At 50.8% G+C, this 24,751-nt stretch carries 23 protein-coding genes and 1 other RNA gene; 13 read left to right on the forward strand and 11 right to left on the reverse strand.

Features of this window, described 5'->3' with window-relative positions:
* Window positions 1-109: 109 nt before the first annotated feature.
* From ppiD to fadM, 3 genes are all read left to right on the forward strand, one after another.
* Window positions 110-1,981, forward strand: a complete 1,872-nt coding sequence (gene ppiD / locus FEK47_RS11775) for a peptidylprolyl isomerase (RefSeq protein ID WP_138183192.1) — start codon at window positions 110-112, stop codon at window positions 1,979-1,981.
* Window positions 1,982-2,131: 150 nt separating this feature from the next.
* A complete protein-coding gene (locus FEK47_RS11780; protein WP_135486579.1) occupies window positions 2,132-2,503 on the forward strand; it encodes a helix-hairpin-helix domain-containing protein in 372 nt (123 codons plus the stop codon).
* Between the two features lie 93 nt (window positions 2,504-2,596).
* On the forward strand, window positions 2,597-2,995 hold the full coding sequence (fadM, locus tag FEK47_RS11785; protein WP_001194534.1) for a long-chain acyl-CoA thioesterase FadM: 399 nt from the start codon (window positions 2,597-2,599) through the stop codon (window positions 2,993-2,995).
* 51 nt (window positions 2,996-3,046) lie between these two features.
* Here fadM and queC read toward each other — a convergent pair whose 3' ends face one another.
* Both queC and FEK47_RS11795 read right to left on the reverse strand, forming a co-directional pair.
* Entirely contained in the window at window positions 3,047-3,742 is a 696-nt protein-coding gene (gene queC / locus FEK47_RS11790) for a 7-cyano-7-deazaguanine synthase QueC (protein ID WP_130223217.1), read from the reverse strand.
* 63 nt (window positions 3,743-3,805) lie between these two features.
* Window positions 3,806-5,506 carry an SgrR family transcriptional regulator gene (locus tag FEK47_RS11795; RefSeq protein ID WP_135486578.1) on the reverse strand — a complete coding sequence of 567 codons (1,701 nt, stop codon included), beginning with the start codon at window positions 5,504-5,506 and terminating at the stop codon, window positions 3,806-3,808.
* A gap of 99 nt (window positions 5,507-5,605) precedes the next feature.
* Between FEK47_RS11795 and cof the strand changes: the two genes are divergently transcribed.
* The 6 genes from cof (at window position 5,606) to amtB (ending at window position 12,446) form a co-directional block, all read left to right on the forward strand.
* Window positions 5,606-6,424 carry an HMP-PP phosphatase gene (gene cof, locus FEK47_RS11800; protein ID WP_135486577.1) on the forward strand — a complete coding sequence of 273 codons (819 nt, stop codon included), beginning with the start codon at window positions 5,606-5,608 and terminating at the stop codon, window positions 6,422-6,424.
* 152 nt (window positions 6,425-6,576) lie between these two features.
* Window positions 6,577-7,035, forward strand: coding sequence for a DNA-binding transcriptional regulator DecR (decR, locus tag FEK47_RS11805; RefSeq protein ID WP_000884589.1), 459 nt, complete (start codon window positions 6,577-6,579; stop codon window positions 7,033-7,035).
* 29 nt (window positions 7,036-7,064) lie between these two features.
* On the forward strand, window positions 7,065-8,837 hold the full coding sequence (locus FEK47_RS11810) for a SmdA family multidrug ABC transporter permease/ATP-binding protein (RefSeq protein ID WP_135486576.1): 1,773 nt from the start codon (window positions 7,065-7,067) through the stop codon (window positions 8,835-8,837).
* Window positions 8,830-10,611 (forward strand): SmdB family multidrug efflux ABC transporter permease/ATP-binding protein, encoded by a 1,782-nt coding sequence (locus tag FEK47_RS11815; protein ID WP_130223209.1) that lies wholly within the window; start codon window positions 8,830-8,832, stop codon window positions 10,609-10,611. The genes FEK47_RS11810 and FEK47_RS11815 overlap by 8 nt, the downstream gene beginning before the upstream one ends.
* A gap of 180 nt (window positions 10,612-10,791) precedes the next feature.
* Window positions 10,792-11,130 (forward strand): P-II family nitrogen regulator, encoded by a 339-nt coding sequence (gene glnK, locus FEK47_RS11820; protein ID WP_000780338.1) that lies wholly within the window; start codon window positions 10,792-10,794, stop codon window positions 11,128-11,130.
* A 29-nt stretch (window positions 11,131-11,159) separates the two neighbouring features.
* Window positions 11,160-12,446: an ammonium transporter AmtB gene (gene amtB, locus FEK47_RS11825; RefSeq protein ID WP_130215471.1), complete on the forward strand. Its 1,287-nt coding sequence runs from the start codon at window positions 11,160-11,162 to the stop codon at window positions 12,444-12,446.
* A 182-nt stretch (window positions 12,447-12,628) separates the two neighbouring features.
* Here the strand turns inward: amtB and tesB are convergent, their stop codons facing one another.
* Window positions 12,629-13,489 carry an acyl-CoA thioesterase II gene (gene tesB, locus FEK47_RS11830; RefSeq protein ID WP_130223207.1) on the reverse strand — a complete coding sequence of 287 codons (861 nt, stop codon included), beginning with the start codon at window positions 13,487-13,489 and terminating at the stop codon, window positions 12,629-12,631.
* 218 nt (window positions 13,490-13,707) lie between these two features.
* Between tesB and FEK47_RS11835 the strand changes: the two genes are divergently transcribed.
* Window positions 13,708-14,280, forward strand: coding sequence for a YbaY family lipoprotein (locus tag FEK47_RS11835; RefSeq protein ID WP_130258548.1), 573 nt, complete (start codon window positions 13,708-13,710; stop codon window positions 14,278-14,280).
* 30 nt (window positions 14,281-14,310) lie between these two features.
* Here FEK47_RS11835 and FEK47_RS11840 read toward each other — a convergent pair whose 3' ends face one another.
* Window positions 14,311-14,622 (reverse strand): MGMT family protein, encoded by a 312-nt coding sequence (locus tag FEK47_RS11840; RefSeq protein WP_130215477.1) that lies wholly within the window; start codon window positions 14,620-14,622, stop codon window positions 14,311-14,313.
* Window positions 14,623-14,784: 162 nt separating this feature from the next.
* On the opposite strand from FEK47_RS11840, the gene ffs reads away from it, so the two are divergent.
* Both ffs and FEK47_RS11850 read left to right on the forward strand, forming a co-directional pair.
* Window positions 14,785-14,881, forward strand: an RNA gene (ffs, locus tag FEK47_RS11845) — signal recognition particle sRNA small type.
* Between the two features lie 120 nt (window positions 14,882-15,001).
* Window positions 15,002-15,355, forward strand: a complete 354-nt coding sequence (locus FEK47_RS11850; protein ID WP_064529090.1) for a DUF1428 domain-containing protein — start codon at window positions 15,002-15,004, stop codon at window positions 15,353-15,355.
* 37 nt (window positions 15,356-15,392) lie between these two features.
* On the opposite strand, the gene FEK47_RS11855 is transcribed toward FEK47_RS11850, so the two are convergent.
* From FEK47_RS11855 to acrA, 7 genes are all read right to left on the reverse strand, one after another.
* Entirely contained in the window at window positions 15,393-16,943 is a 1,551-nt protein-coding gene (locus tag FEK47_RS11855; RefSeq protein WP_130223201.1) for an EAL domain-containing protein, read from the reverse strand.
* A gap of 161 nt (window positions 16,944-17,104) precedes the next feature.
* Window positions 17,105-17,575, reverse strand: a complete 471-nt coding sequence (locus FEK47_RS11860; protein WP_130206287.1) for a YlaC family protein — start codon at window positions 17,573-17,575, stop codon at window positions 17,105-17,107.
* A 113-nt stretch (window positions 17,576-17,688) separates the two neighbouring features.
* A complete protein-coding gene (gene maa, locus FEK47_RS11865; RefSeq protein WP_130206289.1) occupies window positions 17,689-18,240 on the reverse strand; it encodes a maltose O-acetyltransferase in 552 nt (183 codons plus the stop codon).
* A 171-nt stretch (window positions 18,241-18,411) separates the two neighbouring features.
* A complete protein-coding gene (locus tag FEK47_RS11870; RefSeq protein WP_001280991.1) occupies window positions 18,412-18,630 on the reverse strand; it encodes an HHA domain-containing protein in 219 nt (72 codons plus the stop codon).
* 25 nt (window positions 18,631-18,655) lie between these two features.
* On the reverse strand, window positions 18,656-19,030 hold the full coding sequence (tomB, locus tag FEK47_RS11875) for an Hha toxicity modulator TomB (protein ID WP_000344800.1): 375 nt from the start codon (window positions 19,028-19,030) through the stop codon (window positions 18,656-18,658).
* Window positions 19,031-19,587: 557 nt separating this feature from the next.
* Window positions 19,588-22,737, reverse strand: a complete 3,150-nt coding sequence (gene acrB / locus FEK47_RS11880) for an efflux RND transporter permease AcrB (RefSeq protein ID WP_130223199.1) — start codon at window positions 22,735-22,737, stop codon at window positions 19,588-19,590.
* A gap of 22 nt (window positions 22,738-22,759) precedes the next feature.
* Window positions 22,760-23,953, reverse strand: coding sequence for a multidrug efflux RND transporter periplasmic adaptor subunit AcrA (gene acrA, locus FEK47_RS11885; protein WP_130215483.1), 1,194 nt, complete (start codon window positions 23,951-23,953; stop codon window positions 22,760-22,762).
* Window positions 23,954-24,094: 141 nt separating this feature from the next.
* On the opposite strand from acrA, the gene acrR reads away from it, so the two are divergent.
* Window positions 24,095-24,748: a multidrug efflux transporter transcriptional repressor AcrR gene (gene acrR / locus FEK47_RS11890; RefSeq protein ID WP_135486575.1), complete on the forward strand. Its 654-nt coding sequence runs from the start codon at window positions 24,095-24,097 to the stop codon at window positions 24,746-24,748.
* Window positions 24,749-24,751 lie beyond the last annotated feature (3 nt).

The following is a 24,751-nucleotide window of genomic DNA, read 5'->3' on the forward strand; positions in this document are numbered from 1 at the left end:
GCGCATTGTGGGCTGACAATTGCCCCCGTTTCTTGTCACAATAGGCCTTTGCGCGCAGCGATAAGTTGCGTGAGGTATACAGTCATCTACAGCGGAGTGTTGTTACACCATGATGGACAGCTTACGCACGGCTGCAAACAGTCTCGTGCTCAAGATTATTTTCGGTATCATTATCGTGTCGTTCATATTGACCGGCGTGAGTGGTTACCTGATTGGCGGAGGCAATAACTACGCCGCAAAAGTGAATGACCAGGAAATCAGCCGTGGGCAGTTCGAGAACGCCTTCAACAGCGAGCGTAATCGCATGCAGCAACAGCTGGGCGATCAATACTCCGAGCTGGCGGCGAACGAAGGCTATATGAAAACCCTGCGTCAACAGGTGCTGAATCGTCTTATCGACGAGGCGCTGCTGGATCAGTACGCTCGCGAACTGAAACTGGGTATCAGCGATGAGCAGGTCAAGCAAGCGATTTTCGCGACCCCGGCTTTCCAGGTTGACGGCAAGTTCGATAACAGCCGCTACAACGATATCCTCAACCGAATGGGAATGAGTGCCGATCAGTACGCGCAGGCGCTGCGTAACCAGCTCACCACCCAACAGCTGATTGCTGGCGTTGCCGGCACCGACTTTATGTTGAAAGGTGAAACTGACGAACTGGCTGCACTGGTCGCTCAACAACGTGTAGTGCGTGAAGCGACTATCGACGTTAATGCGCTGGCGGCTAAGCAAGCTGTGACCGAACCAGAAATCGCCAGCTACTACGAGCAAAACAAAAACAATTTCATGACTCCGGAACAGTTCCGCGTGAGCTACATCAAGCTGGATGCCGCCACGATGCAGCAACCGGTTAGCGATGCGGATATCCAGAGCTACTACGATCAGCATCAGGATCAATTCACCCAGCCGCAGCGCACGCGCTACAGCATCATCCAGACCAAAACTGAAGATGAAGCGAAAGCCGTACTTGATGCGCTGAACAAAGGCGGTGATTTTGCCGCGTTAGCAAAAGAAAAATCTGCCGATATTATCTCTGCCCGTAACGGCGGTGATATGGGTTGGTTAGAAGACGCCACCACTCCGGACGAGCTGAAAAATGCCGGTCTGAAAGAAAAAGGTCAGCTTTCTGGCGTGATCAAATCCTCGGTAGGTTTCCTGATCGTCCGTCTGGATGACATTCAGCCAGCAAAAGTGAAGTCGTTAGACGAAGTGCGTGACGACATCGCAGCGAAAGTGAAACACGAAAAAGCGCTGGATGCATACTACGCGCTGCAACAGAAAATAAGCGATGCAGCAAGCAACGACACTGAATCTCTGGCAGGTGCAGAGCAGGCAGCGGGCGTTAAAGCTACTCAGACTGGCTGGTTCAGCAAAGATAAGCTGCCGGAAGAGTTAAACTTCAAGCCGGTTGCGGACGCTATCTTTAACGGCGGTCTGATTGGTGAAAACGGCGCGCCGGGCATCAACTCTGACATCATCACCGTAGATGGCGATCGTGCATTCGTTCTGCGTATCAGTGAGCATAAACCGGAAGCGGTTAAACCGCTGGCAGATGTTCAGGAACAGGTTAAAGCGATGGTTCAGCACAACAAAGCTGAACAGCAAGCGAAAATCGATGCTGAAAAACTGCTGGTTGATCTGAAAGCGGGCAAAGGTGCGGAAGCTATGCAGGCTGCCGGTGTGAAATTTGGTGAGCCGAAAACCTTAAGCCGTTCTGGTCGTGACCCGATTAGCCTGGCGGCATTTGCACTGCCTCTGCCAGCGAAAGACAAACCGAGCTACGGTATGGCGACCGATATGCAGGGCAATGTCGTTCTGCTGGCGCTGGACGAAGTGAAACAAGGTTCAATGCCGGAAGAGCAGAAAAAAGCGATGGTGCAGGGCATTACCCAAAACAACGCACAAATCGTCTTTGAAGCTCTGATGAGTAACCTGCGTAAAGAGGCGAAAATCAAAATTGGCGATGCGCTGGAACAGCAATAATCCTGAAGCCGCCTCGCAAAAAAATGCTTTGTAGCTGTAACAAGAAAAGGTCGCTTTCGCGGCCTTTTCCATTTCTGAACATTGCCATTTGTTTACTGTTTTCACTGCCGTTAAGGTGATTCCACTGTTAACAAACAAGGAGAAAACAGTATGAAACACGGAATCAAAGCACTGCTCATTACCCTGTCCCTGGCCTGTGCCGGAATGTCTCATAGCGCACTGGCGGCAGCTCCTGCAGCGAAACCGGCGGCGGTCGAAACCAAAGCGGAAGCCCCTGCAGCACAAAGCAAAGCGGCAGTACCGGCGAAAGCCAGTGATGAAGAAGGCACCAGAGTCAGCATTAATAATGCCAGCGCGGAAGAGCTAGCCCGCGCGATGAATGGCGTTGGCCTGAAGAAAGCGCAGGCGATTGTCAGTTATCGCGAAGAGTATGGCCCATTTAAAACGGTGGAGGATCTGAAGCAGGTGCCGGGGATGGGTAATTCGCTGGTGGAGCGTAATCTGGCGATATTAACCCTGTAATTAATTTGCATAGTGGCAATTTTTTGCCAGACTGAAGAGGTCATACCAGTTATGGCCTCTGTACTTATAACAACAACGTAAGGTTATTGCGCTATGCAAACACAAATCAAAGTTCGTGGATATCATCTCGACGTCTACCAGCACGTAAACAACGCCCGCTACCTTGAGTTTCTCGAAGAAGCCCGCTGGGATGGACTGGAAAACAGCGACAGTTTTCAATGGATGACCGCCCATAACATCGCTTTCGTGGTGGTGAATATCAATATCAACTATCGCCGCCCGGCGGTATTAAGTGACTTGTTAACCATTACGAGCCAGTTACAGCAATTAAACGGTAAAAGCGGCATCTTAAGCCAGGTCATCACTCTGGAGCCGGAAGGGCAGGTGGTCGCGGATGCGCTTATCACGTTTGTCTGTATCGATCTTAAAACGCAGAAGGCTTTAGCTCTGGAAGGGGAGCTGCGCGAAAAGCTGGAGCAGATGGTTAAGTAAACATTTTGTTGTGCCGGATGCTCAAGCCGCATCCGGCAACACCCGGAATAATTACTTCAACCCTGTTTTCTGCTTCATCGCCGCCATCACAGCCGGTTTATCGGCCAGATAATGATTCAACCCATTACTACGCAGATTACATGCAGCACAATGACCGCAACCATCGCCTTTGATGCCGTTATAGCAGGTCAGTGTTTCGTTACGCACTAAATCCAGCTTGCCGTAATAATCCGCCAGCGCCCAGGTTTCCGCTTTATCAATCCACATCAGCGGCGTTTCAAAACGAATATCTTTCGCCATGCCCAAACTGACGGCATGGTTTAGTGCTTTCACAAATTCATCGCGGCAATCCGGGTAGCCGGAGAAATCTGTTTCGCAGACGCCGGTGATCACCGCTTCGGCTTTCACCTGATATGCGTAAATCGCCGCGAGCGTCAGGAACAAAATATTACGCCCTGGAACAAACGTATTCGGGATGCCATCGGCTTCAGGTTCATAATCTGGCACTGGAATGCTGTCACGCGTTAGACTGCTGACTGCCAGCTCGTTAAGCAGGGTGACATCCAGCACCTTATGCGCGCGTGCGCCCAGTTTCAGCGCCAGATCGCGCGCGACGTCGATCTCTGCGCGATGGCGCTGACCGTAATCAAACGTCACGCAATGGACTTCATCATATTGTTGCAATGCCTGCACCAGACAGGTTGTAGAGTCCTGGCCCCCACTGAATACAACGACAGCACGTTTCATAAATCATCCTGCTAAATCGATAAAACGTTATGGTAACGCCTGCGGTTAACCCGGGCCAGCTCTTCATTGCGACGGTGCGGGTAGCCAGGCCTCGGTAAATTCAAACCAGCCGCGCGGTGTCAGTCGCACACCGTTCACGCCGGGAGGGGCGCTAATGCGATAGTGATAGTTGAATAGCGGCGTCAGCGTCGCATCTGCCATTAACTGGCTAAACACCGTTTTCAGGGCATTAAATCGGTTTTCTTCATCAGGCATTATTTGCACGGCATCCAGTGTCGATTGTAGATGTGCGTATGTACTGGCAGTAAAAACATGTGGCCACAGCGGATCGCAGCGCAGCCACTGTTCAAGGGTATATTCCGGCGCTTCGCCAATTAATCTGTCGCCCATCATGAGGTCTGCTTGCGCCAGTGGCGTGGCTCCATCCCAGTTTTTCGCGTTATGAAAAATAATCTTTAGCTCGCAACCTTCTGCCGCCAGCGTCGTTCGTAACTGTTCTGCCATCACATGAAGTTCCACCGGCAGGTGATAAACCAGCGTCAGCGTTTCAGGTAGTTTGACTTCCTCCGGTACCTTCCATTGTGGAATAGTCCAGCCTGGCAGCAATGCATGACTGGCGGTGATCAGATTTTCTCCGACTTCTAACGTTTGTAGTAAACCGGATTGATGAATAATGGTGATCACTTTTCGTGCCTGCCAGAGGGTCAGTCGGGGGCTTTTGCGCAACGTTAAATAGCAAAAACCTAAACTGATGCCGCTACTGACCTGACTGACCCGTGGCAATTCCTCTGGTTTGCCGATGGTGATTTGGACGGGATGCCGACAACTCGTACCCAAATCTTTTTCAAAAAGCGGCGGGGTTATCCAGTACTCAACCGCTTTTAGTAGCGGATGACGTAAATGGTAATAATCATGGCTTTCGAGGCGCACCAGCTCCGGTGTGAATTGTGTTAAGCGGAAAGGTCCGGTTCCTACCAGTGGTAATTGCGGATGCGCCAGATGGCAGCAATAGCTCGCCAGTCGGTGTGCCAGCCAGTAATCGGGACGATTTAAAAAGAAGGTCAGACACTGCGGGTGGGTGACTTCAATACGCTGCACGCTAATAAATAACTGCCTCAGGGCAGGCAACTGTAGCAGCATCAGCAAGCGTTGATGTAGCTGTGTTGCTTTTACTGCATCACCGTTATGCCAATGTAGAGTTGAGCGAAGATAAAAATCCCAGCGTAACCCGTCAGCAGAAGTTTCCCAGTGATGCGCTAAATCGCCAATTGGGCGTTGGGAGTTATTGTCGAAACGGCTCAGGCCGGAAAAAATTTGCCCGGCGAGATGCTGTTCGGCACGTCCGGCTAAAAAACCCGGTTGCAGTGGTTCGAGCGGGCGATAATAAGGAATACGCAATGTCGGGGTATCGTTTTGCCATTGCCCGCCCATAAACGGTTGTAACATGGTACGCAGTTCGCCAGGCGCTAGCTGCGCGAGTTCCAGTACATCCTGTTGTTTTCCACTTTCCAGCGCCTGTTCCATCATCGTATTGCGCAAGGATTCCGGCGTCACCAGAAAGCGCAGTTGCCCGCGTTTTCCGCGCCCGGATTGCGCCTGCCACTCCAGCCATCCCGCATCCTGCGCCTGACGTAACAATGTGCGTACATGGCGTTCGCTGCAAAAGCAACGTTCTGCCAGTTCGCTGACGGTAACGGATTGTGGTGCTCCGGCGGAAGGCTGCCACAAACGTTGATACTGGTTAAGACGATTAAGCAGTCGCATATAAACCCGGAACAATATTTTTTATCTATTCACTATTACTTCCGTATATATCAAGTGATACTCAATCACCATTAACCGTGTCACAGAGTGGAGAAAGAAATGGCTCGTCTGGCAGCATTTGATATGGACGGCACTTTATTGATGCCTGACCATCATTTAGGTGAGAAAACTCTCTCTACTCTGGCGCGCCTGCGTGAACGCGATATTACCCTTACATTTGCTACGGGGCGTCATGCGTTGGAGATGCAGCATATTCTCGGGGCGCTATCGCTGGATGCGTATTTAATTACCGGCAACGGCACGCGTGTGCACTCTCTGGAAGGCGAACTTTTACATCGTGATGATTTACCTGCGGATGTGGCGGAGCTGGTGCTGTATCAGCAATGGGATACCCGAGCCAGCATGCATATCTTCAATGACGATGGTTGGTTTACCGGGAAAGAGATCCCTGCGCTGTTGCAGGCATTTGTCTATAGCGGTTTTCGTTATCAGATAATCGATGTCAAAAAAATGCCACTCGGCAGTGTCACCAAGATCTGTTTCTGTGGCGATCACGACGATCTTGCACGCTTGCAGATCCAACTACACGAAGCTTTAGGTGAGCATGCACATTTGTGTTTTTCCGCGACTGATTGCCTGGAAGTGCTGCCGGTGGGCTGCAATAAAGGCGCTGCGTTGACTATGCTGACCCAACATTTAGGTTTTTCGCTGCGTGACTGTATGGCCTTTGGTGACGCGATGAATGATCGCGAAATGTTAGGCAGCGTCGGTAAGGGCTTCATTATGGGTAATGCGATGCCGCAATTGCGCGCGGAACTCCCTCATTTACCGGTGATTGGACACTGCCGTAATCAGGCTGTCTCTCACTTTTTGACGCACTGGCTGGATAATCCACATCTACCTTATTCCCCCGAATAACGAGATCCCTTCCAGCACCGGGCAACTGCCCGGTTTTTTTTGCCCCGAATTTGTCATTTTGTGCATTCTCTGTGAAATCGCACGGAATAAATTGTCGCTATTTGGCCTTTAAAATAGAATCAAAAGAGAAAATAATTCTCTGTGGATTGGCTATGTTAGATAAAATTGACCGTAAGCTGCTGGCCTTATTACAGCAGGATTGCACCCTTTCTTTGCAGGCACTGGCAGAAGCCGTTAATCTGACAACCACGCCTTGCTGGAAGCGTCTGAAACGGTTGGAAGATGACGGTATTCTTATCGGCAAAGTCGCGTTGCTGGATCCGGAAAAAATTGGCCTGGGTCTGACGGCTTTTGTGCTGATTAAAACGCAACATCACAGCAGTGAATGGTATTGTCGCTTTGTTACGGTCGTCACGGAAATGCCGGAGGTTCTCGGTTTCTGGCGCATGGCCGGTGAATACGATTATCTGATGCGGGTTCAGGTTGCTGATATGAAGCGCTACGATGAGTTTTATAAGCGTCTGGTTAACAGTGTGCCAGGGCTTTCGGACGTCACTTCCAGCTTCGCGATGGAACAGATTAAGTACACTACCTCGTTACCTATCGAATAATTCTCCAGGATCAGGTCAGGACATAACGCGTGCGATTATTTGCTCAACTAAGCTGGTATTTCCGCCGGGAATGGCGCCGCTATCTCGGGGCTGTCGCCTTGCTTGTCATTATTGCGATTCTGCAACTGATCCCGCCAAAAGTCGTTGGTATTGTTGTCGATGGCGTGACAGAAAAACAGTTTACTACCGGGCAGATCCTGATGTGGATCGCCACCATGGTGTTGATTGCAGTCGTGGTTTATCTCCTGCGCTACGTCTGGCGCGTACTGTTGTTCGGCGCGTCTTATCAACTGGCTGTTGAACTGCGTGAAGACTATTACCGCCAGCTAAGCCGCCAGCATCCAGAGTTTTATCTACGTCATCGCACGGGCGACCTTATGGCCCGTGCGACAAATGACGTCGATCGTGTGGTATTTGCCGCCGGTGAAGGGGTGCTAACGCTGGTGGATTCGCTGGTGATGGGTTGCGCAGTGCTGATAATGATGTCAACGCAGATTAGCTGGCAGTTAACTTTAATAGCGCTGTTGCCGATGCCAGTGATGGCAATCATGATTAAACGTAATGGCGATGCGTTGCATGAACGCTTTAAGCTGGCACAAGCCGCCTTTTCCAGCCTTAACGATCGTACCCAGGAGAGTCTGACCAGTATTCGCATGATTAAATCCTTTGGTCTGGAAGATCGCCAGTCTGCACTGTTCGCCGCAGATGCCGAAGATACCGGTAAGAAAAACATGCGAGTAGCGCGCATTGATGCTCGTTTCGATCCGACCATTTATATCGCGATTGGCATGGCGAATTTACTGGCGATTGGCGGTGGTAGTTGGATGGTCGTGCAGGGCAGCTTAACGTTGGGCCAGCTCACCAGTTTTATGATGTACCTTGGTTTGATGATTTGGCCGATGCTGGCGCTGGCGTGGATGTTTAACATTGTGGAGCGTGGCAGCGCGGCGTATAGCCGAATTCGTACCATGCTGGCCGAAGCGCCAGTCGTTATTGATGGTAAAGATAAGGTGCCAGAAGGTCGTGGTGAACTGGAGGTGAATATTCGCCAGTTTACCTATCCTCAAACTCATCACCCTGCGCTCGAGAACATCAGTTTTGCGCTGAAACCGGGTCAGATGCTGGGAATTTGTGGGCCGACTGGCTCCGGCAAAAGTACTGTGCTGTCATTAATTCAACGTCATTTTGATGTCACCGAGGGTGATATCCGTTTTCATGATATTCCTTTGACGCAGTTGCAACTCGACAGCTGGCGTAGTCGCCTGGCGGTAGTTAGCCAGACACCGTTCCTTTTTTCTGACACGGTTGCTAATAACATCGCGCTGGGTTGCCCGAATGCCACCCAGCAAGAGATTGAACACGTAGCGCGGTTAGCCAGCGTGCATGACGATATTTTGCGTCTGCCGCAAGGTTACGACACAGAAGTGGGCGAGCGCGGCGTGATGCTTTCCGGTGGGCAAAAACAGCGAATCTCTATTGCCAGGGCATTGCTGGTGAATGCGGAAATCCTCATTCTTGACGATGCTCTATCGGCGGTAGATGGTCGCACGGAATACCAGATTCTCCATAACCTGCGCCAGTGGGGGCAGGGGAGAACGGTGATTATCAGCGCTCATCGCCTTTCTGCCCTGACCGAAGCGAGTGAAATTATAGTGATGCAGCATGGGCATATTGCCCAGCGCGGCGATCATGATGTGCTGGCGCAGCAAAGCGGCTGGTATCGCGATATGTATCGCTATCAACAACTGGAAGCGGCGCTCAACGATGCTCCGGAAAATCATGAGGAGGCCGTTGATGCGTAGTTTTAGCCAACTCTGGCCGACTCTGAAGCGCCTGTTAGCTTACGGTTCACCGTGGCGCAAACCGCTGGGTATCGCAGTGTTGATGATGTGGGTGGCAGCGGCGGCAGAAGTGAGCTGCCCGCTGCTCGTCAGTTACTTTATCGACAATATGGTGGCCAAAAATAATCTACCGCTGAAAATGGTTGTCGGGCTGGCAGCTGCATATGTCGTACTGCAACTGTTTGCCGCCGGGCTACATTACGCGCAGTCGCTGTTGTTTAACCGGGCGGCAGTAGGCGTTGTACAACAGTTACGTACCGATGTGATGGATGCGGCACTGCGCCAACCGTTGAGTGAGTTTGATACTCAGCCGGTCGGGCAGGTGATTTCCCGCGTTACCAATGATACTGAAGTTATCCGCGATCTCTACGTTACCGTAGTGGCAACTGTCCTGCGTAGCGCCGCCCTGGTAGGCGCGATGCTGGTGGCGATGTTCAGCCTCGACTGGCGAATGGCGCTGGTGGCGATAATGATTTTCCCGGTGGTGCTGGTGGTGATGGTGATATACCAGCGTTACAGTACGCCGATTGTCCGCCGTGTACGCGCCTATCTGGCTGATATCAACGACGGCTTTAACGAAGTTATTAACGGCATGAGCGTCATCCAGCAGTTCCGCCAGCAGGCGCGATTTGGCGAACGTATGGGCGAAGCCAGCCGTTCACACTATATGGCGCGAATGCAAACGCTACGGCTGGACGGCTTTTTACTGCGTCCCCTGCTGAGCCTGTTTTCATCGCTCATTCTTTGTGGCTTGTTGATGCTGTTTGGCTTCTCCGCCAGCGGCACCATTGAAGTGGGCGTGTTGTATGCGTTTATCAGCTATCTTGGGCGACTTAACGAACCCTTAATCGAACTGACCACGCAACAGGCGATGCTGCAACAGGCTGTTGTTGCTGGCGAACGTGTGTTTGAGCTGATGGACGGTCCGCGCCAGCAATATGGCAATGATGATCGCCCGTTACAGAGCGGCACCATCGAAGTCGATAACGTGTCATTTGCTTATCGCGATGACAATCTGGTGCTAAAAAATATTAATCTTGCCGTTCCTTCGCGCAGCTTTGTGGCGTTGGTGGGGCATACCGGTAGCGGCAAAAGTACCCTGGCAAGTTTGCTGATGGGCTATTACCCACTAACAGAAGGTGAGATTCGCCTTGATGGTCGTCCGTTAAGTTCGCTCAGTCATAGCGCGCTGCGTCAGGGCGTGGCGATGGTGCAGCAAGATCCGGTGGTGCTGGCGGATACTTTCCTTGCCAATGTGACGCTGGGACGTGATATCTCCGAAGAGCGCGTCTGGCAGGCGCTGGAAACGGTACAACTGGCGGAACTCGCGCGTAGCATGAGCGACGGTATTAATACGCCGCTGGGCGAGCAGGGGAATAATCTCTCAGTCGGGCAAAAGCAACTGCTGGCACTGGCACGCGTGCTGGTGGAGACGCCGCAAATCCTGATCCTTGATGAGGCAACCGCCAGCATTGACTCCGGTACTGAACAGGCGATTCAACATGCTCTGGCGGCGGTGCGTGAACATACTACGCTTGTGGTGATTGCTCACCGCTTATCGACTATTGTTGATGCTGATACCATTCTGGTGCTTCATCGTGGTCAGGCTGTGGAACAGGGTACTCACCAGCAACTGCTGGCCGCCCAGGGGCGCTACTGGCAGATGTATCAACTGCAACTTGCGGGCGAAGAGCTGGCAGCCAGCGTGCGTGAAGATGAATCTCTGAGCGCCTGATTAGCGCAAAATTTCATCGGTGGTGCAAAAATGTAACGCACTGTGCACTGTCATAGTGCGTTTTTATTTTCAATCTTCTTAACTTCCTGCTCTCTTTCTCGTTTTTCATTTCTGGCACACCGCTTGCAATACCTTCTTCGTGTAGCAGAACCATTACCGAATTCTGACCGGAGGGGATCTATGAAGCTGGTGACCGTGATAATCAAACCATTCAAGCTGGAAGACGTTCGTGAAGCGTTATCTTCCATTGGTATTCAGGGCCTGACCGTCACCGAAGTGAAAGGTTTCGGGCGTCAGAAGGGCCATGCTGAGCTGTACAGGGGCGCGGAATACAGCGTCAATTTCCTGCCAAAAGTAAAAATTGATGTGGCGATTGCTGATGATCAACTCGATGAAGTGATCGATATCGTCAGTAAGGCGGCTTACACCGGAAAAATTGGCGATGGCAAAATCTTCGTCGCTGAATTGCAACGCGTCATTCGTATTCGTACCGGCGAAGCCGACGAAGCGGCGCTGTAATCTCTGGCACACAGCAACAGGAACGAAAAATGAAGATAGCGACGATAAAAACTGGGCTTGCTTCACTGGCGATGCTGCCGGGACTGGTCATGGCTGCACCTGCGGTGGCCGATAAAGCCGACAATGCGTTTATGATGATTTGTACTGCGCTGGTACTGTTTATGACTGTTCCGGGGATTGCCCTGTTCTACGGCGGGTTGATTCGCGGCAAAAACGTGCTGTCGATGCTAACGCAGGTGACCGTGACGTTTGCACTGGTCTGTATTCTCTGGGTGGTTTACGGTTACTCGCTGGCGTTTGGTGAGGGCAACAACTTCTTTGGCAACATCAACTGGTTGATGCTGAAAAACATCGAACTGACGGCGGTGATGGGCAGCATTTATCAGTATATCCACGTGGCGTTTCAGGGATCGTTTGCCTGCATTACCGTAGGCTTGATAGTCGGGGCGCTGGCGGAACGGATCCGCTTCTCAGCTGTGTTGATTTTCGTGGTGGTATGGCTGACGCTCTCTTACATTCCGATTGCGCATATGGTCTGGGGCGGTGGTTTGCTGGCTTCTCACGGTGCGCTGGATTTCGCGGGTGGCACGGTGGTGCACATTAACGCCGCAATTGCCGGTCTGGTGGGCGCGTATCTGATAGGCAAACGCGTGGGCTTCGGCAAAGAGGCGTTTAAACCGCACAACCTGCCGATGGTCTTTACCGGGACTGCCATTCTCTATATCGGTTGGTTTGGATTTAACGCCGGGTCAGCGGGTACGGCGAATGAAATCGCAGCACTGGCATTTGTGAATACTGTGGTGGCAACGGCGGCGGCGATTCTTGGCTGGATCTTCGGTGAATGGGCGCTGCGTGGTAAACCTTCACTGCTGGGGGCGTGTTCTGGCGCGATTGCCGGTCTGGTCGGCGTGACGCCAGCCTGTGGCTACATTGGGGTTGGCGGCGCGTTGATTATCGGCGTGGTAGCGGGTCTGGCGGGCTTGTGGGGCGTTACCATGCTCAAACGCCTGTTGCGGGTCGATGATCCTTGCGATGTCTTCGGTGTGCACGGCGTTTGTGGCATTGTCGGCTGTATCATGACCGGGATTTTTGCCGCCAGCTCGCTGGGCGGCGTGGGCTTCGCTGAAGGTGTGACGATGGGCCATCAGTTGCTGGTACAGCTGGAAAGCATCGCCATTACGATCGTCTGGTCCGGTGTGGTGGCATTTATCGGCTACAAACTGGCGGATCTGACGGTTGGCCTGCGTGTGCCGGAAGAACAGGAGCGAGAAGGGCTGGACGTCAACAGCCACGGCGAAAATGCCTATAACGCGTAACAAGCAATCAAATGCAATTTCGCCTGATGCGCTGCGCTTATCAGGCCTACAATAAAAATCACAATTTGTTGAATTTACGATAATTTGTTGGCCGGATAAGGCGTTTACGCCGCATCCGGCATCAACAAAAGTACGTTACCAACTATCTGGCAGCCGGACGGTTTTCACCTCCGGCTGTTTTTTTAATTGTGATTACGCATTACCCCTTCCTGAACGGTCGAGGCAACCAGCACGCCGTCCTGGGTATAAAACTCACCGCGCACAAAGCCGCGTGCGCTGGACGCTGACGTGCTCTCCACGCTATACAGCAGCCATTCGTTTAAATTAAATGGTCGATGGAACCACATGGAATGGTCAATGGTGGCTATCTGAATCCCCGGTTCGAGAAAACCGATGCCGTGCGGCTGTAGAGCTACCGGCAGGAAGTTAAGATCAGAAGCGTACCCCAGCAGATACTGATGAACGCGCAGATCATCCGGCACGCTACCATTTGCGCGGATCCACACCTGACGATGCGGCGCGGCGACGTGACCTTTCAGTGGGTTATGAAATTCCACCGGACGCACTTCCAGCGGACGATCGCAGATGAATTTATCTTTCAGCACTGGCGGCAGCAGGTGCGCCAGCGACTGGGCGATCTGTGTTTCCGAGGGCAAACCATCAGGCGCTGGGGCCGGAGGCATCTCTTTTTGGTGTTCGAATCCAACTTCTGGCGCCTGGAAAGACGCTGTCATATAAAAAATGGGTTTGCCGTTCTGAATCGCTGCCACACGGCGAGCACTGAAACTGTTGCCGTCGCGCAGTGTTTCGACATCATAAATAATCGGCTTCTTGCTATCACCAGGGCGAAGAAAGTAGCTGTGGAATGAATGCACCAGACGCTCTTCGGGTACTGTCTCCTTTGCGGCATACAGGGCCTGACCCACGACCTGGCCGCCAAACACCTGGCGTAAACCTAAATCTTCACTCTGGCCGCGAAAGAGTCCTTCCTCAATTTTTTCCAGATTCAACAATGTCAGTAAATTTTTTAAGGCCTGACTCATATTAACTCTCCAGTAACAAAGCTGCCGCAGCAAGCCAAAGTGAGTTGAGTATAACGCAATTTTGTCACTGGTCCGATGGGTGCAATGGTCTGAATTACGGGCTAAATGCAGGCGTAAATACGTGATTTGTGCCACACTTATTGACGTTACGATTTTGTTAACCACTCTTCCGGCGAGGAAAGTTAGCCCGCTGGTGCATTGATAATAAGGAGACGTGAATGAAACTCGTGCACATGGCCAGTGGTTTAGCGGTTGCGATTGCGTTGGCGGCTTGCGCTGATAAAAGCGCGGATATCCAGACGCCAGCACCTGCTGCAAATACCTCTATTGCGGCGACACAACAACCTGCTATACAGCAACCTAATGTCTCCGGTACGGTCTGGATCCGTCAGAAAGTCGCACTGCCTCCCGATGCTGTGCTGACCGTGACACTTTCTGACGCGTCGTTAGCCGATGCGCCGTCTAAAGTACTGGCGCAAAAAGCGGTGCGTACCGAAGGTAAACAGTCGCCATTCAGCTTTGTTCTGCCATTTAACCCGGCAGACGTTCAGCCGAACGCGCGTATTCTGTTAAGTGCGGCGATTACCGTAAATGACAAATTGGTGTTTATTACCGATACCGTTCAGCCGGTGATCAACCAGGGCGGAACTAAAGCCGACCTGACATTGGTGCCGGTACAGCAAACCGCCGTGCCGGTTCAGGCCAGCGGTGGCGCAATGACCACCGTACCTTCGACTTCACCAACTCAGGTGAATCCGTCTTCGGCAGTTCCAGCTCCAACGCAATATTAAGCGAAGTTAACCCTCTCCGCCCGGAGAGGGTTAGTAGTTCCAGCGATAACGCTGTAAGTCGATTTGTCCGTTTCCCGATACCATCACGCCTTCTGCCAGTAATGCCTGCCGCTGACGCTGTAAATCTGGTCCGGTTAATGAGATTGTGCCGTGGCGGTTAACCACCCGATGCCAGGGCAAAGTGCTGCCTTCGGGCAGGCGCTTTAACACACCGCCCACCTGGCGCGCGGCACGGGGCGATCCTGCCAGTTTCGCGACATCGCCGTAAGTAGTGACATACCCTTCGGGAATAGCGGCTACGATTTGCCACACGCGTTGGGGAAATGAATCTTCTTTTTCCATCTTTTCTTCCTGAGGTAATTTTTCAGCATAATCTGGAAAAACGTCCGAGTGAAGCCGCATTGCGCAAGAAACCAGCATCCGGCACGCAATGGGTTGCAATTAGCCGGGGCAGCAGTGATAATGCGCCTGCGCGTTGGTTCTCAACGCTCTCAATGGGGGCTCTGTTGGTTCTCCCGCAACGCTACTCTGTTTACCAGGTCAGGTCCGGAAGGAAGCAGCCAAGGCAGATGACGCGTGTGCCGGGATGTAGCTGGCAGGGCCCCCACCCATTTCTGCCTCCCCACCGTTTCGTCAAAAAATCCCAATATGGCTAAACTTTAATCACGACTGATGCCGCAAGAATTTTCTGGCTGCGCAGTACGCTTCGGAGGTATGTCTGATGAAGTATGTTGATGGTTTTGTGGTTGCCGTTCCTGCCGACAAAAAGGATGCCTATCGTGAAATGGCCGCAAAGGCCGCGCCGCTGTTTAAAGAGTTTGGCGCCCTGCGCATTGTTGAATGCTGGGCCAGCGATGTACCGAATGGCAAAGTGACCGATTTTCGTATGGCGGTCAAAGCGGAAGAGAATGAGGAAGTGGTTTTTAGCTGGATTGAATACCCTTCAAAAGAGGTCCGCGACGCTGCCAATCAGAAGATGATGTCGGACCCACGGATGAAAGAGTTCGGCGAGTCCATGCCATTTGATGGTAAACGAATGATCTACGGTGGGTTCGAGTCAATCATCGACGAGTAGCGTGACGGGCTGTGCGGCGTGCCGCCAGCCCCAAAATTCACAGATGGTGTTCTGCCCAGCGTAAAAACTCTTCTTTCGGTAATGCTTTGCTGTACAACCACCCCTGGCCGTAATGTACGCCATGCTGGCGTAGCCACTCTTCCTGTTTGCTGGTTTCGATCCCTTCCGCCACCATTTTAAGTTTCAGTGTTTTTGCCATTTCGATGATATGCGGTGTGACATTTTTATATTCCAGCGCATCAACGAAGGATTTATCGATCTTCAGAATATCGACATCCAGATCCTGCAAATAACTTAAGCTCGAATAACCGGTACCAAAATCATCAAGATAAATTTCATGACCAACCTGTCGATATCGGGAGATTACCGGGGCGCTGATTTTTGGATCGGCAAACTCGCGTTCAGTGAGTTCAAGAGCGATCTGTCTGGGATTGACCTGGTAGTGATTGATCATTTCACGCAGCAATTGCGGGATTTTTTCCGAGGTGAGCACGGTGGATTCAAGATTGATCGAAATATGTTGCTGCGGATGCTGACGCAGCCAGTCGCCCATATCTTCAAAGACCGTTTTGATAATAAGCAGAGTCAGAGATTCTGACAGGCCCGTTTGTTGCGCCAGCGGGATAAAACTATCCGGTGACAACCAGCTACCGTCTGTCTGCGGCCAGCGCGCCAGCGCTTCGGCTCCGACAATCTTTCCATTCGATAAGGAGATAATAGGCTGATAGTGCACGCAAATATCGCGGTTTTCGATAGCATCCTGCAGGCGATGATGCGGTGACTGGATACGGCGTAAAATCCGCAAGACGAACATTGCCGCCAGTAGGCCAATTAACAATCCGACAGGCAACCAGATAAAGACCTGCCGATACCAATCTTTTTGTAACGTTTTTGTCGAAGCCCAGGTGATTATGGAAATGTTCATCGCGGGGAGAGGCAGGATATCGTAAATGATTCCATTCTTTTCGATGTGTTCACCCGGTGTTTTTTGCAGCTGGGTAATAATTCCCTGGGCTATTTCGTCACTGCTGGTAATGATAATGTTATGCGCATTGCCAATAATCGCGGCATCAATTTGCCACGAGCTATAAGGAATCACATCTATAAATGAGGCGGGGTCAATCATCACTATGTAATGTGCAGTTCCCATAGCGACCATGTAACGGGTAATACCTAAATCGTTGTGCGAGGTTAACCATACCCGATAACCATCGTTCGATATTTTACCTGGCTCGGGGAAGGTATCTGGCGGGCTTTCATGTTCCAGAGAAGAGCACTGAGGAACGTTGTTATCGACATAGACCACTTCCTGAATATAGCGATAACTATAAGATACCCGGCGCATTTCCATTAGATGAGCCTCGCTACAGGCTGCGCCTTGCCATTTTTCCAGTTTTTGTAGTGCATCTTTCCCTTGCGACGCCACTTTGTTGGCGCGAATAGCGACGCGGGATGAGTAGGTATGTAGCTCCTCAACAAATGACGTTTCTACCTGTTGATGAGCCAGCCAGATGCTTAAGCCCACTGGCAGAAGTACGGAAAGGATCAGTACTCCTGAAATTAGGCTGACCAGATGTCGTGTTCTCACCAGCATGTCCTTATTTACGCAGTGTAGGGAAAGTATATCCGATAGCGAATAAGGGCATGCAAAAGATAAGTGATGCGGGGAGTTTCGTTAAATGCGTTGTGGCAACGATTGTTGTCAATTCACCAGGCGCGGAGGTTTACGCCTGGTGAGGGTGATACAACTTATGGTGTCGCTTCGGTGCGGGCGAGAGTGAAAATATCGTAAAAGGACAACTCACCTTTACGAGCGATCATTTTCTGCAACTGTTCTTTGTGGATGTTCGCGACACGCGGCGAGTTCAGAATAGCGTCGACCAATGCAGTTGGAACAAAGCGTGTATTGTACCATTCGCCGTTGTAGCAAACCCGGAAATCCAGAACGTCGATATCTTCGTAATGGTAACGCGGATAAACGTCAAAAAAGAAGAAACCGTTAAGCAGGATGAACAATACCACCAGGAGCCAGACTGAACCAACCAGCGTTTCAGACTGTAACATCACAGCCAGAGTGGCAAAAAAAGCGACATACATACCGATAAACAGCCCCGGATGTTTACGGATAAAACTGATACTAAAGCGAGGTTTATTATCGCGTTTTTCGTGTGCATTTAGTGCATCAATTGTTTCGGTCAGCAGGCGTTGTATTTCAGTCATCTTTTGCCTTTGTGGTATCTGCAACTTTTCAGGGAACACCCTATTTTAACGTGGGAATCATATGATGAAAGTAACAGATTAACCACAATTTTGCATAACAGTTGCAACTATGGTTACAGTTTTTTAATGACAGTAGCCGGGTTACCGCCCACGACAACGTTAGCCGGAACATCTTTTGTGACGACGGCGCCAGAGGCCACCACGACGTTATCGCCAATGGTTACACCAGGGTTGATGACAGCACGTCCGCCAATCCAGACGTTATTACCGATAGTCACAGGTTTCCCCAGTTCAGCGCCACTATTACGAGCTACCGGGTCGACAGGGTGCGTTGCGGTATAAATGTGAACACCTGGTGCCAACATGCAATTATCACCGATACGAATTGGGCAGACATCGAGCATCACGCAGTCGAAGTTGGCGTAAAATCCTTTGCCCAAAAAAATGTTATAGCCATAGTCGCAGCGAAAAGAGGGTTCAATATAAGCATCTGCTACCTGACCGAATAAATCGGTGAGAATTTTCTGGCGTAATGTTTGTTCTTCCGGTGCGGAATGATTGTATTGGTGAATAAGCTGACGAGCGCGCAGGCGATCGCGAGATAACTCCTCATCTGCCGAGCGATACAACTCACCAGCAATCATCTTTTCTTTTTCTGTGCTCATTACTGACCTCCCGTTGCTGAAAATGCGGCAACACGGTAATGCGAAAAGTCAGTTAAGAGAACGTTCCCGTTTCCCGAGTGTGATGAATGTCACATGCAGTATGCTTTCATTGCGAATAATATAATAATGTTAATAAACAGTCGGTTACATCTTCGAATGTCTGCTATTTAATTACCGAATAAATTTCCATACAGAGGAGGGGATCTTGTCGTACAGTTTATTCATGGTCAATTCTGCGAGGCGGTGATCTGCGGCTGAGTAAAATACCGCCAGTTCATTATCTGATAATTCGTATTTATTTTTCTCGATAACACGCTCAAGCGTGTCAATTGTCTGGCAACGACGCAGACGCATCAAATAATCGGTTTTCGTTAAAGGTTTATCGGACATACTTCTACCCATGGTTGTAATAATTCTAACAAGATAAACTCGCAGGATTCTCTTTAGTGGCATTCACAAAACAACGGAACAGTCGGTTACCTGACTTCCGCCATTTCTGGAGATCCTGCATATTAATACCATAACTACTGAACAACATAAAGGTGTCGTCCAGATATTCATCTATCTGCTCAATGAGCTTATTGTCTTCATTATACTTAATTTTGTAATTAAGTGCGAAGGTTGCTATATGCTCAATGAGTTCATTAAGCTGCAGATTGATGGCCGAGGTAGGGTCGTTAACCCAACCATGGTTACTTTCTTCAAGATTTGCAAGACAGTCATGATACAAGGTTTCGCAGAGAAATTTAAGCTGCGCGATATCATGTCTTTTTGGTGAGTATTCATCCATAACGCGTCCCCCTTCTTAGCGGTTGAACTAACGGACACCTTTTGGGATGGAAAACTTACAGACCTGGCCTTGCTCTCTCACTTGTTAGATTAACTATAAGCTACTCTTTGGCGGTTTTCATCGTATTATTACGAAAAATTACAATTAGGAGGAGGGGAGGGAAAAGACCCTCTTCCTCATTCCAGCACCGACGACGTAATGGCTAAAGCACTTTGTCTGATGCTATTCATAACATAATGTAATCAGGATGTTTGAGAGTGATAAAATGGTCTGACGATTTGTCACACTAATACCCAGGATTACTCTGATTATGATGTAATTGACATGAACAAATAAAGAATTGCCGCAAATAATTAAGAATAGCCTCTAGATGCCTGGGGGTTATTAAATCCATCAGTACGACTTAATATAAATTAACTAACAATAAGTATTTTTTATGAATTTTATGCGGCGTTAAAACTAACTTACGTTTGAAATCATTAACTATAAACATTTCAACATTAAGATTACGCGTATAAAAAAGGCCGCTTGCGCGGCCTTAGTGATTACGATGTTAATCAGTGATGATCGACTGTATGGTTATGTTCGATATCTTCATTTTTGCGGCTAAAGCGGCGGCGAACCACCACGAAGAACACCGGAACGAAGAAGATCGCCAGTACCGTTGCGGTCACCATCCCGCCCATTACACCAGTACCTACTGCGTTCTGCGCGCCGGAACCAGCACCGGTGCTGATAACCAGCGGCATAACACCGAGGATAAATGCCAGTGAAGTCATCAGGATTGGGCGTAAACGCATCCGCACCGCATCCAGAGTTGCTTCAATCAGACCTTTACCTTCTTTATCCATCAAGTCTTTGGCGAATTCGACGATAAGTATCGCGTTCTTCGCCGACAACCCAATGGTTGTGAGCAGGCCCACCTGGAAGTAAACGTCGTTGGTCAGGCCGCGGAAGGTGGCTGCCAGCAACGCACCGATAACCCCCAGCGGAACGACCAGCATAACGGAGAACGGAATCGACCAGCTCTCGTACAATGCCGCCAGACACAGGAACACGACAATCAACGAAATCGCATACAGCGACGGCGCCTGGTTGCCGGAGAGACGTTCCTGATAGGACATCCCCGTCCAGTCGTAGCCAACACCGGTAGGCAGTTTGCTCGCCAGTTGTTCCATCAGCGCCATTGCTTCACCGGTACTCTTACCTGGTGCCGCCTGGCCTAAGATCTCCATGGATGGCAGGCCGTTGTAACGTTCCAGACGCGGCGAACCGTACTCCCAACGCGAAGATGAGAATGCAGAGAACGGCACCATCTGGCCATCAGCAGCACGCACATACCAGTTACCGATATCTTCCGGCAGCATGCGGTATTTTGCTTCTGACATGACGTAAACTTTCTTCACACGACCGCGGTCGATAAAGTCGTTCACGTAGCTGCCGCCCCATGCAGCGCCCAGGGTAGTGTTAATATCGTTAATAGAAACACCCAGTGCCTGAGCTTTCTCCTGGTCGATATCAATCTTGAACTGCGGAGTATCTTCCAGACCGTTCGGACGCACGCTGGTCAACAGATCAGGATGTTTCGCCGCTTCGCCCAGCAGCTGGTTACGCGCTTGAGTCAGTTTTTCGTGACCGAGGCCAGCCTGGTCAATCAGCTCAAAGTCGAAGCCGGTTGCAGTACCCAGTTCCACAATCGCAGGCAGGTTAAAGGCGAAGACCATCGCATCTTTAATTTGCGAGAAGGCGCGCGTCGCACGCATGGTAATCGCTTCAACTTTGTTTTCATCACCTGGACGGTCAGCCCAGTCCTTCAACGAAACGAACGCAATACCAGTGTTCTGACCACGTCCCGCAAAGCCGAAGCCGTTAACGGCGAATACTGACTCAACGTTGTTCTTCTCTTTGGTCAGATAGTAATCCGTCACCTCATTGAGCACTTTCTGCGTACGTTCCTGCGTCGCACCCGCTGGCAGTTGGACCATGGTCATAAATACACCCTGGTCTTCATCTGGCAAGAAGGAACTTGGCAGACGTACAAACAGATAAGCCATGCCGACCACAATGATCAGATACAGCACCAGATAACGCCCCGTACTGCGCAGAATGCCGCCTACGCTGTCGGTGTAGTGGTGCGTGCTCTTCTCGAACATGCGGTTAAACCAGCCGAAGAAGCCTTTTTTGCCTTCGCCGTGATCGCCTTTAGCGATAGGTTTCAGCATAGTGGCACAAAGTGCCGGAGTCAGGATCAACGCCACCAGCACTGACAGCGCCATTGCCGAAACAATGGTAATGGAGAACTGACGATAGATTGCACCAGTAGAGCCGCCGAAGAAGGCCATCGGGATAAATACCGCCGACAGCACCATCGCGATACCCACCAGTGCGCCCTGAATCTGCCCCATCGACTTACGTGTGGCTTCTTTCGGCGGCAGACCTTCTTCCGCCATCACACGCTCAACGTTTTCTACCACGACAATGGCGTCATCCACCAACAGGCCGATGGCGAGCACCATCCCGAACATCGTTAGCGTGTTTATCGAGAAGCCAAAGGCGGCAAGGACGGCAAAGGTCCCCAGCAATACCACCGGTACGGCAATGGTCGGAATCAACGTCGCGCGGAAGTTCTGCAGGAACAGATACATAACCAGGAACACGAGGATGATCGCTTCGACCAGGGTTTTAACCACTTCGTGAATAGAGATTTTCACGAACGGCGTCGTGTCGTACGGATAAACGATTTTCAGACCTGACGGGAAGAATGGCTCCATCTTCGCCAGTTCAGCACGGATTGCCGCAGCAGTTTCCAGCGCGTTCGCACCGGTTGCCAGCTTGATACCCAGACCCGAAGCCGGTTGTCCGTTAAATTCCGCGATGATGTCGTAGTTCTCACCACCCAGCTCAATCTTCGCCACATCACGCAGCAGCACGCGGGAACCATCCTGATTCACTTTCAGCAGAATTTTGCCGAACTCTTCAGTAGAGGTCAGACGCGTCTGAGCAATAATAGAGGCGTTAAGCTGCTGGCCTTTCACCGGCGGTGTACCGCCGAGCTGACCGGCTGCGACCTGGGCGTTCTGTGCTTTGATAGCGGTAATGACATCAACCGGCGTTAGCTGGTATTTGTTCAACTCATTCGGGTTCATCCAGATACGCATCGCGTACTGTGAACCGAACAGCTGAACGTCACCAACGCCCGACGTACGGCTAATGGCATCTTTCATATTTGCCGCTACGTAGTCAGAGATATCTTCCTGCGTCATGGTGCCGTCAGTGTTGATAACGCCGACAACCATCAGGAAGCTACTGGAAGATTTCTCAACGCTCACCCCTTGCTGCTGTACTTCTTGCGGCAGCAACGGCATCGCCAGCTGCAGTTTGTTCTGCACCTGAACCTGCGCGATATCCGCATCAGTACCAGACTCAAAGGTCAGGGTGATCTGCACAGTACCTGTGGAGTCACTGTTAGAGGACATATACATCAGGTTATCGATACCGTTCATATTCTGTTCGATAACCTGTGTCACCGTGTCCTGCACTGTTTTCGCATCAGCGCCGGGGTAGGAGGCGGAGATCGTGACCGCCGGCGGTGCAATCGTAGGATATTGCGCCACCGGCAGTTTGAGGATCGCCAGCCCCCCTGCCAACATGATAATGATGGCGATCACCCACGCAAAAATCGGGCGATCGATAAAGAAATTAGGCATGTCTTAACGGCTCCTGTTTAAGTTAAGACTTGGACTGTTCAGGCTGAGCACCGCTTGCGGCTTGCTGGTTATTATCAGCGGTAACTTCTTGTGCTTTTACCTGGACACCAGGACGCACTTTCTGCAGCCCACTTATTACTACGCGGTCGCCTGCTTTCAGACCTTCTGTCACCAGCCACTTATCGCCAATAGCCTGACTTGCGACGATTGGGCGGGTTTCCACTTTGTCATCTGCGCCAACCACCAGAACGGTAGCCTCACCGCGTGGTGTACGAGTTACACCCTGTTGCGGAACTAAAATGGCGTTAGGATTAAGCCCTTCTTCCAGACGAGCGCGTACGAACATGCCCGGCAGCAGAGTGTGATCCGGGTTCGGGAAGATAGCGCGTAAAGTGATAGAACCGGTGGTCTGATCGACAGTCACGTCAGAAAACTCCAGCGTACCGTCCTGCGGGAACTTAATGCCGTCGCTGGTGATCAGCGAGACTTTGGCCTTGCCGTTCTCTTGCTTCAGCGTGCCATTTGCCAGTTCCTGTTTCAGACGCAGGAAGTCGTTGCTGGACTGGGTAACATCCACATAGATAGGATCAAGTTGCTGCACGGTTGCCAGCGCAGTCGCCTGACCGTTTTGCACCAGGGCGCCTTCCGTCACGTTCGATTTACCAATACGGCCAGTAATCGGAGAGGTGACTTTGGTGTAAGCCAGATTGATCCGCGCGGTTTCAACAGCCGCTTTTGCCGCAGTGACAGCCGCATTTGCCTGTTGCGCATCAGCCAGCGCCTGATCGTACTCTTGCTTACTGATGTACTGAGTACCCAGCAGTTTCTGGTAACGATTAACAGTCAGTTGCGCGATATTGGCTGCTGCCTGCGCTTTCGCCAGATCGCCTTTTGCACTGTCGTACGCCGCCTGGTAGGTAGCAGGATCAATCTGATAAAGAGAGACGCCTGCTTCGATGTCGCTACCCTCTTTGAAATTACGCTTCAGGATAATCCCGCTAACTTGAGGACGAACTTCTGCGATCCGGTAAGCACTGGTGCGGCCCGGAAGCTCGGTTGTGATCTGCAGAGGTTCAGTTTTGACTGTTACTACCCCAACGGCGGGCATCTGCTGGCCACCTTGTTGGGCCTGTTTGTCGTCACATCCTGTAAGCGCTAAGCTGCCTGAGAGCATCAGAACGATCGCCAGAGGCGTAAACCCTCTGTTTTTGTTCATATGTAAACCTCGAGTGTCCGATTTCAAATTGGTCAATGGTCAAAAGTCGATAAACCCATTGCTGCGTTTATATTATCGTCGTGCTATGGTACATACATTCATAAATGTATGTAAATCTAACGCCTGTAAATTCACTAACATATGGCACGAAAAACCAAACAAGAAGCGCAAGAAACGCGTCAACACATCCTCGATGTGGCGCTACGTCTTTTCTCACAGCAGGGGGTATCATCCACCTCACTGGGAGAGATTGCAAAAGCGGCAGGCGTTACGCGCGGTGCAATCTACTGGCATTTTAAAGACAAGTCGGATTTGTTCAGTGAGATCTGGGAGCTGTCAGAGTCCAATATTGGTGAACTAGAGCTTGAGTATCAGGCAAAATTCCCTGACGATCCACTCTCAGTTTTAAGAGAAATACTAATTCATGTGCTTGAATCGACGGTGACAGAAGAACGGCGTCGATTATTGATGGAGATTATTTTCCACAAATGCGAGTTTGTCGGAGAAATGGCGGTTGTCCAACAGGCACAACGAAATCTCTGTCTGGAAAGTTATGAACGTATAGAGCAAACGTTAATACATTGTATTGAAAAGAAATTATTACCAACCAATTTAATGACGCGCCGTGCGGCGATAATTATGCGCGGTTATATTTCCGGCCTGATGGAAAACTGGCTATTTGCACCGCAATCTTTTGATCTAAAAAAAGAAGCCCGCGATTACGTAGCCATCTTGTTGGAAATGTATCTTCTTTGCCCGACCCTTCGTACTCCCGCCGTCAACGAAAAATCCTGAATC

This window comes from Escherichia sp. E3659, from assembly GCF_005781135.1.
Taxonomy (GTDB): domain Bacteria; phylum Pseudomonadota; class Gammaproteobacteria; order Enterobacterales; family Enterobacteriaceae; genus Escherichia.